The organism is Mycobacterium sp. shizuoka-1 (assembly GCF_002723835.1).
In the GTDB taxonomy this organism is placed as follows: Bacteria; Actinomycetota; Actinomycetes; order Mycobacteriales; family Mycobacteriaceae; genus Mycobacterium.
Genome location: NZ_BEWG01000020.1, coordinates 26,211 through 39,636 on the forward strand (window position 1 = coordinate 26,211; position 13,426 = coordinate 39,636).

Consider the following 13,426-nt stretch of genomic DNA (forward strand, 5'->3'; position numbering starts at 1 on the left):
AGGTCGATTGCGGTGACGATGGAGAGATCAGTGAGCGACGGGGTAGACGTGACGACACCTAATCCAGCAGACGCCGGATCGGGCGAGGTCATCGCCGAGCCTGCGCCGAAGAAACCTGCGGTGCCGACGAACCCGTCCGCACATGCCAAGGTGCGGATCGGTGACCGGATCTTCCGCGGGTTGTCCGAAGGTTCCGGCATTCTCGTCATCGCGCTGATTGCCGCAATCGGCCTGTTCCTCGTCTGGCGTGCGGTCCCGGCCCTGGGCCGCAACGACGTCAACTTCTTCACCTACGGCGGCAACTGGGTCACCACCGATACCGCCCACATGAAGTTCGGGATCCTGGACCTGCTTCAGGTGACCGTCTTCGTTTCGCTGTTCGCACTCGTGCTGGCGATGCCGGTCGCGCTCGGTATCGCGATCTTTTTGACCCAGTACGCGCCGCGCCGGGTGGCGGGGCCGCTTGGCTACATGGTCGACCTGCTGGCGGCGGTGCCGTCGATCATCTACGGCGTGTGGGGCCTGTATGTCCTGGCCCCGGTTCTCAAGCCGATTGCGTTGTGGCTCAACGCCAATCTGAGCTGGATCTTCCTTTTCGACACTGGCAATGCCTCGGTGGCGGGCGGCGGCACGATCTTCACCGCCGGAATCGTGCTCGCGGTGATGATCCTGCCGATCATCACCGCGGTCGCGCGTGAGGTGTTCGTCCAGACGCCGCGCGGCCAGATCGAGGCGGCGCTGGCGCTGGGCGCCACCCGCTGGGAAGTGGTCCGTACCACGGTGTTGCCGTTCGGGTTGTCCGGCTACATCAGCGGTGCGATGCTCGGCCTCGGCCGCGCGCTGGGTGAGACGATCGCGCTACTGATCATCCTGCGCGGCACCCAGAAGGCGTTCGGCTGGTCGCTGTTCGACGCCGGTTACACCTTCGCCAGCAAGATCGCCTCGGCCGCTTCGGAATTCAATGACCAGTACAAGGCGGGCGCCTACATCGCCGCCGGCCTGGTGCTGTTCATCCTGACGTTCGTGGTCAACTCGGCGGCCCGCGCCGCGGTGGCCGGAAGGGGTGCCCGATGACCTCGACGCTGGACAAGCCGGTCAAAGCGCCCGCGTTCCAGGCGGTGAGCCTGCGGCGGAAGCTGACCAACAACACCGCCACCGTGCTGGTGACGTTGTCGGTGGTGATCGCGGTGGTACCGCTGATCTGGGTGCTGTTCTCGGTGATCACCAAGGGCATCGGCATCGTGCTCGACAGCACCTGGTGGACCAACTCGCAGGCCGGCATGACGGCTTTCATGGCCGGCGGCGGTGTTTACCACGCCCTGGTCGGAACCGTGCTGCAAGGACTGTTCTGCGCGGTGATCTCGATCCCGATCGGCGTATTCGTCGGCATCTATCTCGTCGAGTACGGCGGCGGCACCCGACTGGGCAAGCTGACCACATTCATGGTCGACATCCTCACCGGTGTGCCGTCGATCGTCGCGGCGTTGTTCATCTACGCCCTGTGGGTCGCCACCCTTGGCTTTCCGCGCTCGGGGTTCGCGGTGTCACTGGCGTTGGTGCTGCTGATGATCCCAGTCATCGTGCGTTCCACCGAGGAGATGCTGCGGATCGTTCCGATGGACCTGCGTGAGGCCAGCTACGCGCTCGGTGTGCCGAAGTGGAAAACCATTGCCCGGATTGTCATTCCGACCGCCTTGTCGGGCATCGTCACCGGCGTGATGCTGGCCCTGGCCCGCGTGATGGGCGAGACCGCACCGCTGCTGATCCTGGTCGGCTATTCGCAGGCGATGAACTTCGACATGTTCAGCGGCTTCATGGGATCGCTGCCCGGCATGATGTACGACCAGACATCTGCTGGTGCGGGTGCCAATCCCGTTCCCACCGATCGGCTTTGGGGCGCGGCACTGACCCTGATCGTGCTGATCGCGATCCTCAATATCGGCGCGCGCTTCGTCGCCAAATTCTTTGCCCCCAAAAAGGTTTAGGAGACCTCGATGGCCAAGCGGCTTGATCTCAAAGACGTCAACATCTATTACGGCTCGTTCCACGCCGTCGCCGACGTGTCGTTGGCGGTGCCGCCGCGTAACGTGACCGCGTTCATCGGCCCGTCGGGCTGCGGCAAGTCCACCGTGCTTCGCACGCTCAACCGCATGCACGAGGTCATCCCGGGTGCCAGGGTCGAGGGTTCGGTGCTGCTCGACGGCGAGGACATCTACGGCTCCGGTGTCGACCCGGTTGGTGTGCGCAAGACCATCGGCATGGTCTTCCAGCGGCCGAATCCGTTTCCCACCATGTCGATTCGCGACAATGTCGTGGCCGGCCTGAAGTTGCAGGGTGTGCGTAACAAGAAGGTTCTCGACGAGACCTGTGAGCGCTCGCTGAAGGGCGCCAACCTGTGGAACGAGGTCAAGGACCGGCTCGACAAGCCCGGTGGCGGTCTGTCCGGTGGACAGCAGCAGCGGCTGTGCATCGCCCGCGCGATCGCCGTGCAGCCTGATGTGCTGCTGATGGACGAGCCGTGCTCGGCGCTGGACCCGATCTCCACGCTGGCCATCGAGGATCTGATCGGTGAGCTCAAGCAGGAGTTCACCATCGTGATCGTCACCCACAACATGCAGCAGGCCGCCCGGGTCAGCGATCAGACGGCGTTCTTCAACCTGGAGGCCACCGGCAAGCCGGGCCGCCTGGTGGAGATCGACGACACCGAGAAGATCTTCTCCAACCCGAGCCAGAAGGCCACCGAGGACTACATCTCCGGCCGCTTCGGTTAAGCCGATCCCACATCGAAAAGGGGCTGCCGCGCATCGCGCGGCAGCCCCTTTTTCGGTGCAGGCTCAGTAGGTCGGAATCTCTTCCTCTTCAGGCAGCCGGCCGGTCACCTGGAAGATCACCCGGCGGGAGATCTCGACGGCGTGGTCGGCGAAGCGCTCGTAGAACCGGCCGAGCAGCGTGACGTCCACCGCCGCGGCAACGCCGTGCTTCCATTCGCGGTCCATCAGCACCGTGAACAGATGCCGGTGCAGGTCGTCCATCGCGTCGTCTTCTTCGCGGATGCTGCGGGCCTTCTCGGGGTCGCGCGACAGCAGGACCTCGCGGGCGCTGTTACCCAATTCGACTGCGACACGACCCATTTCGGCGAAATAGCCGTTCACTTCTTCGGGCAGCGTGTGCTGCGGATGGCGGCGGCGGGCGATCTTGGCGACGTGCAGCGCCAAGGCTCCCATCCGGTCCACGTCGGCGACGATCTGGATCGAGCTGACGATCGCCCGCAGATCGCCGGCCACCGGTGCCTGCAGGGCCAGCAGCACGAACGCCGCCTCCTCGGCGCGGGCGCTGGCCCCGGAGATCTGTTCGTGGTCGGTGATCACCTGCTCGGCGAGCACGAGGTCGGCCTGCAGCAGCGACTGGGTCGCCCGTTCCATCGCAAGCCCGGCCATCCGGCACATCTCGGCCAGCTGGTGGGTCAGAGCATCGAGTTGCTCGTGGTACGCGGTGCGCATGGCCTCCACCCTACTTTCTGAACGCAGGCCCAGTATGCCGAGGCGGGGTGAACGAACGGTGAATGAAAGCAGACGCCCGCGACGCGCCGGCGGGCCTACTCGCAGGTGACGTCCGCGGCGTTGGTGACCGTGAGATCTTCGGGCAGCTGGGTGGGTGTGCTCCTGGCGTTGTGACTCACGTGCACGCTGACCGTGGATCCGCTCGGCGGCGGCGCCCCGACGGTGCTGAAGTCGGGCCCGAGCACCACCTGGACGGTGTTCTTCTGGCCGTCCACCCGCTCCATCTTCGCGCCGGGGAACGCCGCGGCGACGGTGGCGGCCGCCTGTTCGTTGCCCGCCGAGAACATCACCGTGGTGGCGGTGACGGTGCCGGTGAAGTCATCGGGGTCCAGCACGCGGAATCCGTGCTGGCGCAAGGCCGCGGCGGCCGTGGCGGCCAGCCCGTCCTGTCCGGTGGCATTGGACACCTGCACACTGATGTCCTGCGGGTCGGTGGTGACCGCGTTGACCAATTCGGTCTGCGTGGTCTGGTCGTCCGGGCTCGGCTTGGCGGCCTGCAGGGTCTTCTGCGCGGCGATCATCGGGCTGGTCGTCGCGTTGGTGTCGTTCTCGCCCGGCAGCGGATCGTCGTTGATGATCGCATCGAACAACGCCCGGATGTCCTCGGTGCGGGGCTGCTCGTTGCCGTCGGAGTCGGTGATCCCGGTGGTGGGGACGGTGACGAAGGTGATGCGGCCGGCGTTGACACCCTGCAGCGACTGCCCGAGGTCGACGAGGTCCTTGGTGCGGACGTTGTCCACGTAGGTGTCGTCGATGAACATGTTGACCACGTTGTTGAGCTTGCTGAGGCTGAACAGGGTGTCTTTGGAGATGATGGACCGCAGCAGCGAGGACAGGAACAGCTGCTGTCGTTTGATCCGGCCGTAATCACCGTTGACCTCGGTGGTCACCTGGCGGGCGCGGACGTAGTTCAGCGCGGTGTGCCCGTCGAGCGTCTGATGACCGGCGCTGGCCAGCACCGTCCCCAGCTCGTAGTCCTCCAGCGGTGTGGTGCTGCAGACGTCCACCCCGCCGAGGGCGTCGACCATCTTCGAGAATCCGGCGAAGTCGACGGCCATGAAGCGGTTGATCGACAGTCCCGACATCTTCTGGATGACCTTCACCAGGCATTTCGGGCCGCCGTAGGCGTACGCCGAGTTCAACTTGGTTTCGGTGTAGCGGTAGTCGTCGCTGGTCTCGCCGGTGTTCTTGTCCACGACCGGGCCGTACTTGCCGGTGTCGGCATCCCAGGCCTGGCAGTACGCCGGGGTGATCGCGAGGTCGCGGGGGAAGGACACCACGACGACGCGCTTGCGATCGGCGGGAACGTTGACCAGCATCACGGTGTCCGAGCGCGCGCCGTCGGCGTCCTCGGTGGTGCCTGCGCCGATCTCCCCGTTGGCCCCGGTACGGGTGTCGACGCCGACGATCAGAAAGTTCTCGTCACCGAACTGGGCGTTGGGGTCGACGATGTCGCGCGAGTTGGGATCCAGGGCGGCGACGTTGCGCAGCAGATCGTTCTTTGTCGACTGCCACTGCCAGGCGCCACCGGTCAGCACCAGGGCCGACACCGCGAACAGCGCTGCGGCAGATCGACCGGCCAGCAGTACGGGCTTACGCGCCCTGGTCTTTGTCTTCTTTTTCTTGGCCGCCGGTGCGCTGGTGTGCAGTGCGGCAGGGCTCGGGTTTGCGGCCAGCGGGCCGCGGGCCCGGTTGAGCGCCTCGAGATCGGGCACTTCGTCGGCGTAGGCAGCGACCACCGGGATGGGCACGGTCAGGTCGGCGGACTCGTCGAAGTCGGCGGGGGCCTCGGAGTCGTCCGTCGGCGTTACGTCGGCGCGATGGCGGGTGGGTTCGACCGCGGGGGTGGAGCCGGAGATCTTGGCGATCAGATCGGCGACGGTGACGCCCTGGGTGTGGTTGCCGCTCGGGGTGGACGCCTCCGGGGCGCGGTGCGCGGCCGGTGCGCGCTCCCACGGCGCGGCTCCCGCGGCCGGGCGGGGTGCCCGGCTCACCTGTTCGCCGTCGTCGGGGACGCGGTGCTGGCCAGGAGTGGCGTTGCCGCCATCACTCATGTTCCAGTCGCCTCCGACTCAGGGCCTTGCGCGTCGTCGCGCTTGTCAATCCCGGTGCGGTTGTCTACGTCACCTCGGCCGGGCGCCGATGCGCGGCCGTGTCAAGCGTCCTATGTCTTGTAGCAGCACTCGGTGGTGGTCCGCCACCTGAGCGCGGTCTGCACAACAAGATCACCATCGTACTGAGACAAGCGTCGCGACCGCTAGCTCGCGACGATGTCGAGACCGTCTCGGTTTCAACCTCCGGAATTCATCACGTCGGCGCCTGTCGGCACCGTGCAGTCGTCCGGGTCGTCGAGCCAGCCCTCCGGCAAGGTGACCGACGACGCGGATCCCTGCCGCCCGCGGGGGCCGGTCGCGGCCTTGGGAAACGGGACGTCCCGGTCGAGCTGGTCGAGCAGGCTGTCGAGCTCAGCGCGGGTCTTGACCAGCGCCAATGCTCGCCGCAGATCGGCTCCGGCAGGAAAGCCGTGGAGGTACCAGGCGACGTGCTTGCGGATGTCGCGCATGCCCTTGTCCTCGCCGAAGTGGTCGGCCAGCAGCTCACCGTGGCGGCGGACGATGTCGGCGACCTCGCCGAGGGTCGGCGGGGTCGGGACGGGGGAGCCGGTAAAGGCGGCGGACAGTTCGGCGAACAGCCACGGCCGGCCCAGGCAGCCGCGGCCGATGACGACTCCGTCACACCCGGTCGCGGCCATCATCGCGATGGCGTCGTCGGCCTCGAAGATGTCGCCGTTGCCCAGCACCGGGATCGTCGTCACCGCCTCCTTGAGGCGGGCGATCTGCTCCCAGTCGGCGGTGCCCGAATAGCGCTGGGCGGCGGTGCGCGCATGCAGCGCCACCGCCGCGGCGCCTTCCTGCTCGGCGATCCGGCCGGCGTCCAGGTGGGTGCGATGGGCGTCGTCGATCCCGATCCGGAACTTGACCGTCACCGGCACCGAGGTGCCTTCGGTGGCTCGCACGGCGGCGGCGACGATCTGCCCGAAGAGGCGCCGTTTGTAGGGCAGCGCCGCCCCGCCGCCGCGGCGGGTGACTTTGGGCACCGGGCAGCCGAAGTTCATGTCGATGTGATCGGCGAGGTCCTCTGTGACGATCATCCGGGCCGCGTCGTAGGTGGTGGCCGGGTCCACGGTGTACAGCTGCAGCGAGCGGGGCGATTCGTCGGGGGCGAACGTCGTCATGTGCATCGTGACCGGGTGGCGCTCGACGAGCGCGCGGGCCGTCACCATCTCGCAGACGTAGAGGCCGCTGACCGTTCCGGCCCGGGCCTGCTCGAGTTCGCGGCACAGAGTGCGGAAGGCGACGTTGGTGACGCCGGCCATGGGTGCCAAGACAACCGGGCTGCGGAGGGCGAAGGGCCCGATCCGCAGCCCGGTGAAAGCTGGTGCGGTGCCGACTATGTCGCCGCCCCCGCCAGTGCCTTGGCGCTGCGCTTCTCGGCGAGCCGGGCGTCGCGTTCGAGCTTGCGCGCCTTGGCCTCTTCGAACTTGTCGCAGGTGTCTTCGAGTTCCTTGATCAGCATGGCCAGGTCGTCACGCATCTCGGCGGCTTCGCCGGTGAAGTCCTCGCGTTCGAAGATGCGCCACTTCTTCAGCACCGGCATCACGACGTCGTCGAGGTGGATGCGCGGGTCGTAGACGCCGCCCATGGCGATGACGACGGCCTTGCGGCGGAAGTCGGGCACGGTGTAGCCGGGCATCTTGAAGTTCTTGAGCACCCGGTGCAGCGACTTCATCGCCTGGTTGGGCGCCACGTCGAAGCCGGCCTCACTGACGTCGCGGTAGAAGATCATGTGCAGGTTCTCGTCGTTGGAGATCCTGGCCAGCAGCTGCTCGGCGACCGGGTCGTTGCAGGCCTTGCCGGTGTTGCGATGCGACACCCTGGTGGCCAGCTCCTGGAAGCTGACGTACATCACGGAGTCGAACAGGCTCTCGGCGAACAGGTCGCCCTGCTGGTTCTGGCCGGGCGAGAAGCCTCGGGTCATCTGCTCCATCCGCAGCTCTTCGAGCTCGACCGGATCGCAGTTGCGGGTGACCACCAGGTAATCGCGGATGGAGATGCCGTGCCGGTTCTCCTCGGCGGTCCACCGGTTGACCCAGTAGCCCCAGGGGCCGTCCATCGAGAAGTTCATCGCGATCTCGCGGTGATAGGCGGGCAGGTTGTCCTCGGTCAGCAGGTTCTGCACCAGCGCCGTGCGGGCGACCTCGGAGAGCTTGGACTGCTCGGGATCCCAGTCCTGGCCGCCGAGGGCGTAGTAGTTCTTGCCCTCGGACCACGGGATGTAATCGTGCGGGTTCCAGTCCTTCATCATCGTCATGTGGCGGTTGATGAGCTTCTCCGCAACCGGTTCCAGCTCGCGCAGGAGATCTAGGTCGGTCAAGTCTTTCGACATGAGCCCTCCAGTTATCTGTTCCTCGTGGTTGCACTCAATATATCTGTGTATCCCGGTGACATTCAAGTTCCGTCCCGGGCGAGTCGTCCGCTGTCGGTGACCTCCGTCGCGCGGTATGCTTTTCCCGCGAGTCTTTGGGGGCCGCGATAAGCCGAATGAATGTGGGGGGACCATGTATCGATTCGTTCGCGCCGGCCTTGCCGTGATTGTCGGAGTGGTCGCGACCATGGGTTTGCTTGGTTTCGGCGTGGCATGGGGTTCAGGATCGTACGAAGGCAAGACGTACGCGAAGGCCGCCGAGCGCCTGCAGAGCATGGGCATCACTCCCGTCATCGCGACGATTATCGGAAGCCAACTCCCGACTGACGACTGCGTGGTCGTCAACTCCTACCGGCCGATCACCCGCAACAGCAGCGGACGGGTCGCCCACAAGGCCACCGTCATGCTGGATCTGAACTGCAACAACAATGTCGCTGCGCCCGGCAAGCCGGGCAACTCGGTGATGACGCCGCAGGGCAAGCTCGGCAAAAAAATCCAGGTCCAGGCCGACAAGCTGAACTCGAACACGGCCGATGCGCTGGCGAAGGGTAAGACCCCGGCGTGCGGCAAGAATGCGGCCTCGGCCCAGAGCTGCTCTGATTTCTGCAACAGGTACAGCATGTGCTCCAAGGAGTTGGTGAACTACCTGGCGGGCTTGGTCTAACGGGTAGTCGGCAGGCGTTCGTTTTCCGCTGCGGAATCGAACGCCATTCCCTTCGATGAGGAAGGCCAGCGACTATGAATAAGGCGATCCTGTTGAGCCTCGCCGCCGTGGGTACGGCAACAGCGCTGGGTTTTCCCGGCATCGCATCCGCCGACAACGAGTATGTCGGCCAAACGTATGCCGATGCGACACAGGCGATTACGCAGGCCGGGATGACCGAGACGATTGCGACCGTCGTCGGCGGCCAGCTGCCGACGTCTCAATGCCGGGTCACTGGCTCCAGAATGGCAAGCTTCTTGGACTCCAGCGGCAACAATCCGGGCGGTCGGATCATGCTGGACCTGAACTGCAACGCCGACTTCGCCCCGGCGGGGCCGGTTGCGCCCCCTCAAGGGGAGCAGACGGCGCAAGACCAGCAGGCGCAGCAGCAGGCCCAGGAGCAGCAGAACCAAGGTGACGAGTTGCTCCAGGCCGGCGTGGTACCCGGACAGCCTGGCCAGACCGCCCCGCGTTAGCCCTCTGGAGGTTCGGAGTGCGTGTACGCCTTGGGCCTGCGGGGCACGTGGAACTGGAGTAGCATTTGCGCACTGACACCACCAGTGTCCGGTACGCAAATACACAGGCAACGCACATCCTCGGAGGTCGCAGACGTGAAGAAGCAGTTGGCCGTAGGGATTGGCGCTGTTGGTGCTGCTGCTGCATGGGCGGTGATGTTTGGATCGGGTACGGCCTCAGCGACCAATGAATACGCGGGCATGACCTACGCCGACGCCGCTCAGGCGATCAGCGACAGCGGAATGTCGTCGACCATTGCCACCCGCGTCGGCACCTTCCTGCCGACCGACCAGTGCATCGTCACCGGATCGCGCAATGCCGACTTCCTGGACTCCAGTGGCACGAATCCGGGCAACCGGGTGCTGCTGTACCTGAACTGCAACAACACGTTCGCCACCGCCGGGGTGCCGGGTAACTCGGTCGGCAGCCCCGAGGGCCGCCAGGCGCGCTCTGACTACGAGGAGCAGCTCGCCGAGGCGCAGGCCAAGGCGCAGCAGAGCGAATCCGACGAGCTGCTCGAGACGGGCAACGTTCCCGGTGAAGCTGGTCAGGTCGCCGGCGGATAGCTCGCCACGCGGGTGAGCAGCAACTCCACGCAGTAGTCGATGAACTGCTCCCGGGAAGCCGCCAGCCGGCCGTCCAGGTAGGCGGTGAACAGGGCCGTCAACGCCCCGATCAGGCCGGTGGCCATCATCTTCTGCCGCACCGGATCGGTGATCGCGGTCAGCTTGCTCTGAAGTAGTTCGATGAAGCTGGGCATCCATTCCGCCCCGGAGTGGGTGAGCACGGCTTCGACTTGGGGTCCCAGCAGCAAGACCCGCCCGCGCACCGGGTCGTCGACCATGAGCGCCACGAACCTCTCCACCGCTTCGCGTGGTGTGCTCGCCGACATCAGCGTGGTCATGGCCCGGTTGCACACATCGTCGTAGACGGCTCGGACGAACTCGTCCCGGTCGGAGAAGCTCTCGTAGAAGTACCGCTCGGTCAGGCCCGCGTGCTTGCAGACCGCGCGGACCGTCAATGCCGGCCCGCCCGCGCCGCCGAGCAGGGTGACCCCGGCGGCGACGAGTTCGTCGCGGCGCAGCGCCTGGCGGTCCGGAAGAGGGACGCCCGACCAGCGGCCCCGTCGTTGACCCGACGTCACATGGCTCCTAAGCTCGTAATGACAACGCGTGTAGTCAAAATACGCCGCATGCCTTCGGGAAGGTCCTCAGTTGAGTCAAGATACGTCCGAGTCGTGCCCCGCCACCAGCGAGGGCGCCGCGCCGGCCGCCGGTTGCCCGGTCACCGCGGGGACGTATGACGCCCCGCCCGAGGTGCTCGGTCCGGACTCGCTGACCTGGAAGTACTTCGGCGACTGGCGCGGACTGCTGCAGGGGCCGTGGGCCGGCTCGATGCAGAACATGCACCCCCAACTCGGCGCCGCGGTCGAGCAGCACTCGATCTTCTTCATGGAGCGCCTCCCGCGCCTGCTGCGCTCGCTGTATCCGATCGGCGGTGTGGTCTTCGACGGCGAACGCGCGCCGATGACCGGCGCCGAGGTTCGCGACTACCACATCCCGATCAAAGGCGTTGACGCCCAAGGGCGTCGGTATAGCGCACTCAACCCGGACGTGTTCTATTGGGCGCACGCAACGTTTTTCATGGGCACGGTGCTGACCGCCGAGCACTTCGGGGGCGGCCTGACCGAGGCGCAGAAGCGGCAGCTGTTCGACGAGCACGTCACCTGGTATCGGATGTACGGCATGAGCATGCGACCGGTGCCGGGCAGCTGGGAGGAGTTCTGCGTCTACTGGGACCACATGTGCCGAAATGTGCTGGAGAACAACTGGGCCACCCGGCAGGTCCTCGATTTGTCGACGATGCCGAAACATCCTTCGCTGCAATGGGTTCCGGACTTCCTGTGGTCGGCCTACCTGAAGATTCTCGGCCCGTTCGCGGTGTGGGTGACCGTCGGGCTCTACGATCAACCGATCCGCGATCTGATGGGCTATTCCTGGTCGAAGCGTGACGAGCGGTTGCACTGGCTGTTCGGCCGCGCGGTCAATCTCGCCTTCAAGCTGGTACCCCCGCGCCGCCGGATGCATCCGCGGGCCCGGGCCGGCTGGGACCGCGCCACCGGCAGGATCGCCGCCGATGCGCCGCTGGTGCACACGCCGGAGCGCAATCTGCCCCCGATTGATCACCGCGACAAGGGGATCCACTATCTGGGTGGGGCCTGCCCGGCAGGTCGTACGCCGTCTGCATAAGCCGGCTACGTCCGGTTAGCAAGCTCGCGACTCGGGATTCTTGCTCACGACCTTGACGCAGTCGTCAAATACTCTGTGTTGCAGTGAAACCCCAACACATCACGGCATATGACGCGGCGAACGCGATGTCGTCGATGTCCTCGTCGCTGCCGCCGATCCGGCGAACCTGCTCGGCGATGGCATGGCGGATCACGTCGGTCGATGTGAGTAAGGGGTGACTCATGTCTACTCCTGCGGCGCGCGTGGATCGGGACTGCACGCTCCCCGATGCGTTAACTGAACCAGTACCCGCACGGGGTATTTCTCACACGTGCGCTAACCGCGTTGTTATCGAAGCTTTATTCGGCTCGGCGCAGCACAGCCGGGATGGTCAGCGCCAGGATCTTCAGATCCAGTGCCAGCGACCAGTTCTCGATGTAGTAGTTGTCCCACTCGGCGCGGTCGGCAATCGAGGTCTGCCCTCGCAGCCCGTGCACCTGGGCCCAGCCGGTCACCCCGGCCCGCACGCGGTGACGCTCGCCGTAGCGCTGGATCTGGGCCTCGAACAGTTCGACGAACTCCGGTCGCTCCGGGCGCGGACCCACCAGGCTCATCTCGCCCTTCAGCACGTTGACGAGCTGTGGCAGTTCGTCCAGTGAGGTGGCGCGCAGGACCTTGCCGATCTTGGTGCGCCGGTCGACGCCTTCGACGCCGCCGGGTGCGGCTCCGGTCTTGAGCTCGAATCCGGTCTCCGATGGTTCGGCCTCCCGCATGGTCCGGAACTTCAGGCAGCCGAACACCCGTCCGTCACGGCCCACGCGCGGCTGACTGAAGAAGATCGGTCCCGGAGAACTCAGTTTGACCAGTAGTGCCAGCGTGAGGAACACCGGTGAGATCAGCACCAGCAGGAGGGTGGCCGTCACCCGGTCGAAGATGTGCTTGACGGCGAACTGCCAGCCGCGCGGATCGGTATGCGGCAGCGCCAGCAGTGGCGTGCCGCCGACGTGCTCGATGCGGGCTCGCTCACCGATCGTGTCGAACATGCGTGGCACCACCCAGACTCGCAAGCCGTTGCGGTGGGCGGCCCGCACAACCTGGGTGAGTACCTGATCCTGGGTGCGGGAGAACGCGATGACGACGTTCTGGGCGCCGGTCAGGCGGATAGCCTGCTCGATGTTGTCCGGCGGACCCAGGTAGGGCAGGTCCGGCCGCGGGTCACCGGGTTGGCCGAACCAGGGCTCGGCGTCGACGATCCCGACCGGTTCCAGGCCATACTCCGGAGATTCCTCCAGACGGCTGATGATGTGCCCGGCCACCCGGCCGTTGCCGACGATCAGGGTCGGCGCGACCAGGTGATGGTTGCGCCGCAGGCTTCGTTGGATGATCACCCGCACCAGCCGCCCGAACGGCATCAGCACGGCCGCCGAGATCCAGATCTTGAGCACGGCCGAACCAGGGCGCCCGGTCTCGTGCGCGACCAGCATGGCACTGAGCAGGAACATGGAGGCGAGGGCCACCGTCGTCTCGATCGGGCCGATCTCGTCCAGGAATTCCCGCTTGAGACGACGCCGGTAGACCCCTCGTAAGGCGAGCATGACGATCACGACCGGTACGTACAGAGTGGCCAGCCAGATCTGGGGCGGGTATTCGTGCGTCGACATCGCCCACCGCACGCCGACGACGGTGGCCACCGAGGCCGAAAGGACGTCGATCGAGACGGTGACGATCGTGCTCAACGGGTCGGTGCGGATGCGCTCGGCAAAGGTCTTGCGCGGCGCGGGCAGCGTCTCACCACCTACCGGCGCGGCCGTCGAACTGTCAGCGTGGAGGATCCGTAAAGCCATGATCCGCTCACTTCACCGACCGAATCACATGCCGGAGGCTACCCGATCTGCCTACCTGTCGAGACATGCATTCCCCCGCGTGGCGAAACT

At 65.9% G+C, this 13,426-nt stretch carries 14 protein-coding genes; 7 read left to right on the forward strand and 7 right to left on the reverse strand.

All coding sequences use genetic code 11. The features are described 5' to 3' along the window. Positions 1-18: 18 nt before the first annotated feature. From pstC to pstB, 3 genes are read left to right on the forward strand one after another with little or no spacing between them, the layout of a single operon-like run. Positions 19-1,074 (forward strand): phosphate ABC transporter permease subunit PstC, encoded by a 1,056-nt coding sequence (pstC, locus tag MSZK_RS05350; protein WP_099245932.1) that lies wholly within the window; start codon positions 19-21, stop codon positions 1,072-1,074. Next, positions 1,071-1,985 carry a phosphate ABC transporter permease PstA gene (pstA, locus tag MSZK_RS05355; protein ID WP_099245583.1) on the forward strand — a complete coding sequence of 305 codons (915 nt, stop codon included), beginning with the start codon at positions 1,071-1,073 and terminating at the stop codon, positions 1,983-1,985. The genes pstC and pstA overlap by 4 nt, the downstream gene beginning before the upstream one ends. 9 nt (positions 1,986-1,994) lie before the next feature. Continuing rightward, the gene (pstB, locus tag MSZK_RS05360; RefSeq protein WP_099245585.1) at positions 1,995-2,771 is read left to right on the forward strand and encodes a phosphate ABC transporter ATP-binding protein PstB; all 777 of its coding nucleotides are present in this window, start codon (positions 1,995-1,997) and stop codon (positions 2,769-2,771) included. 63 nt (positions 2,772-2,834) lie between these two features. On the opposite strand, the gene phoU is transcribed toward pstB, so the two are convergent. The 4 genes from phoU to MSZK_RS05380 all read right to left on the reverse strand — a co-directional run bounded on the left by phoU (position 2,835) and on the right by MSZK_RS05380 (position 8,006). After that, complete coding sequence (gene phoU, locus MSZK_RS05365) at positions 2,835-3,500, reverse strand: phosphate signaling complex protein PhoU (protein ID WP_099245934.1); 666 nt, start codon at positions 3,498-3,500, stop codon at positions 2,835-2,837. A 95-nt stretch (positions 3,501-3,595) separates the two neighbouring features. After that, positions 3,596-5,614, reverse strand: coding sequence for an LCP family protein (locus tag MSZK_RS05370; protein WP_099245587.1), 2,019 nt, complete (start codon positions 5,612-5,614; stop codon positions 3,596-3,598). Between the two features lie 236 nt (positions 5,615-5,850). Next, complete coding sequence (gene dusB, locus MSZK_RS05375) at positions 5,851-6,984, reverse strand: tRNA dihydrouridine synthase DusB (RefSeq protein ID WP_099245589.1); 1,134 nt, start codon at positions 6,982-6,984, stop codon at positions 5,851-5,853. A gap of 26 nt (positions 6,985-7,010) precedes the next feature. Further along, positions 7,011-8,006 (reverse strand): acyl-ACP desaturase, encoded by a 996-nt coding sequence (locus MSZK_RS05380; protein WP_099245591.1) that lies wholly within the window; start codon positions 8,004-8,006, stop codon positions 7,011-7,013. A gap of 172 nt (positions 8,007-8,178) precedes the next feature. On the opposite strand from MSZK_RS05380, the gene MSZK_RS05385 reads away from it, so the two are divergent. The 3 genes from MSZK_RS05385 (at position 8,179) to MSZK_RS05395 (ending at position 9,830) form a co-directional block, all read left to right on the forward strand. After that, a complete protein-coding gene (locus MSZK_RS05385; protein ID WP_142389872.1) occupies positions 8,179-8,709 on the forward strand; it encodes a hypothetical protein in 531 nt (176 codons plus the stop codon). A 92-nt stretch (positions 8,710-8,801) separates the two neighbouring features. Then, entirely contained in the window at positions 8,802-9,224 is a 423-nt protein-coding gene (locus MSZK_RS05390) for a hypothetical protein (RefSeq protein WP_233211126.1), read from the forward strand. 240 nt (positions 9,225-9,464) lie between these two features. Further along, on the forward strand, positions 9,465-9,830 hold the full coding sequence (locus MSZK_RS05395) for a hypothetical protein (RefSeq protein WP_233211127.1): 366 nt from the start codon (positions 9,465-9,467) through the stop codon (positions 9,828-9,830). Here the strand turns inward: MSZK_RS05395 and MSZK_RS05400 are convergent. Next, entirely contained in the window at positions 9,812-10,408 is a 597-nt protein-coding gene (locus tag MSZK_RS05400) for a TetR/AcrR family transcriptional regulator (RefSeq protein ID WP_099245599.1), read from the reverse strand. The two genes, MSZK_RS05395 and MSZK_RS05400, sit on opposite strands and share 19 nt — an antisense overlap. Positions 10,409-10,478: 70 nt before the next feature. On the opposite strand from MSZK_RS05400, the gene MSZK_RS05405 reads away from it, so the two are divergent. Beyond that, a complete protein-coding gene (locus tag MSZK_RS05405) occupies positions 10,479-11,513 on the forward strand; it encodes an oxygenase MpaB family protein (RefSeq protein WP_099245601.1) in 1,035 nt (344 codons plus the stop codon). Between the two features lie 64 nt (positions 11,514-11,577). Here MSZK_RS05405 and MSZK_RS32580 read toward each other — a convergent pair whose 3' ends face one another. Together MSZK_RS32580 and MSZK_RS05410 are read right to left on the reverse strand one after the other, a co-directional pair. Then, entirely contained in the window at positions 11,578-11,736 is a 159-nt protein-coding gene (locus tag MSZK_RS32580) for a hypothetical protein (protein WP_199203201.1), read from the reverse strand. Between the two features lie 115 nt (positions 11,737-11,851). Next, complete coding sequence (locus MSZK_RS05410) at positions 11,852-13,336, reverse strand: sugar transferase (protein ID WP_099245603.1); 1,485 nt, start codon at positions 13,334-13,336, stop codon at positions 11,852-11,854. Between the last annotated feature and the right edge of the window lie 90 nt (positions 13,337-13,426).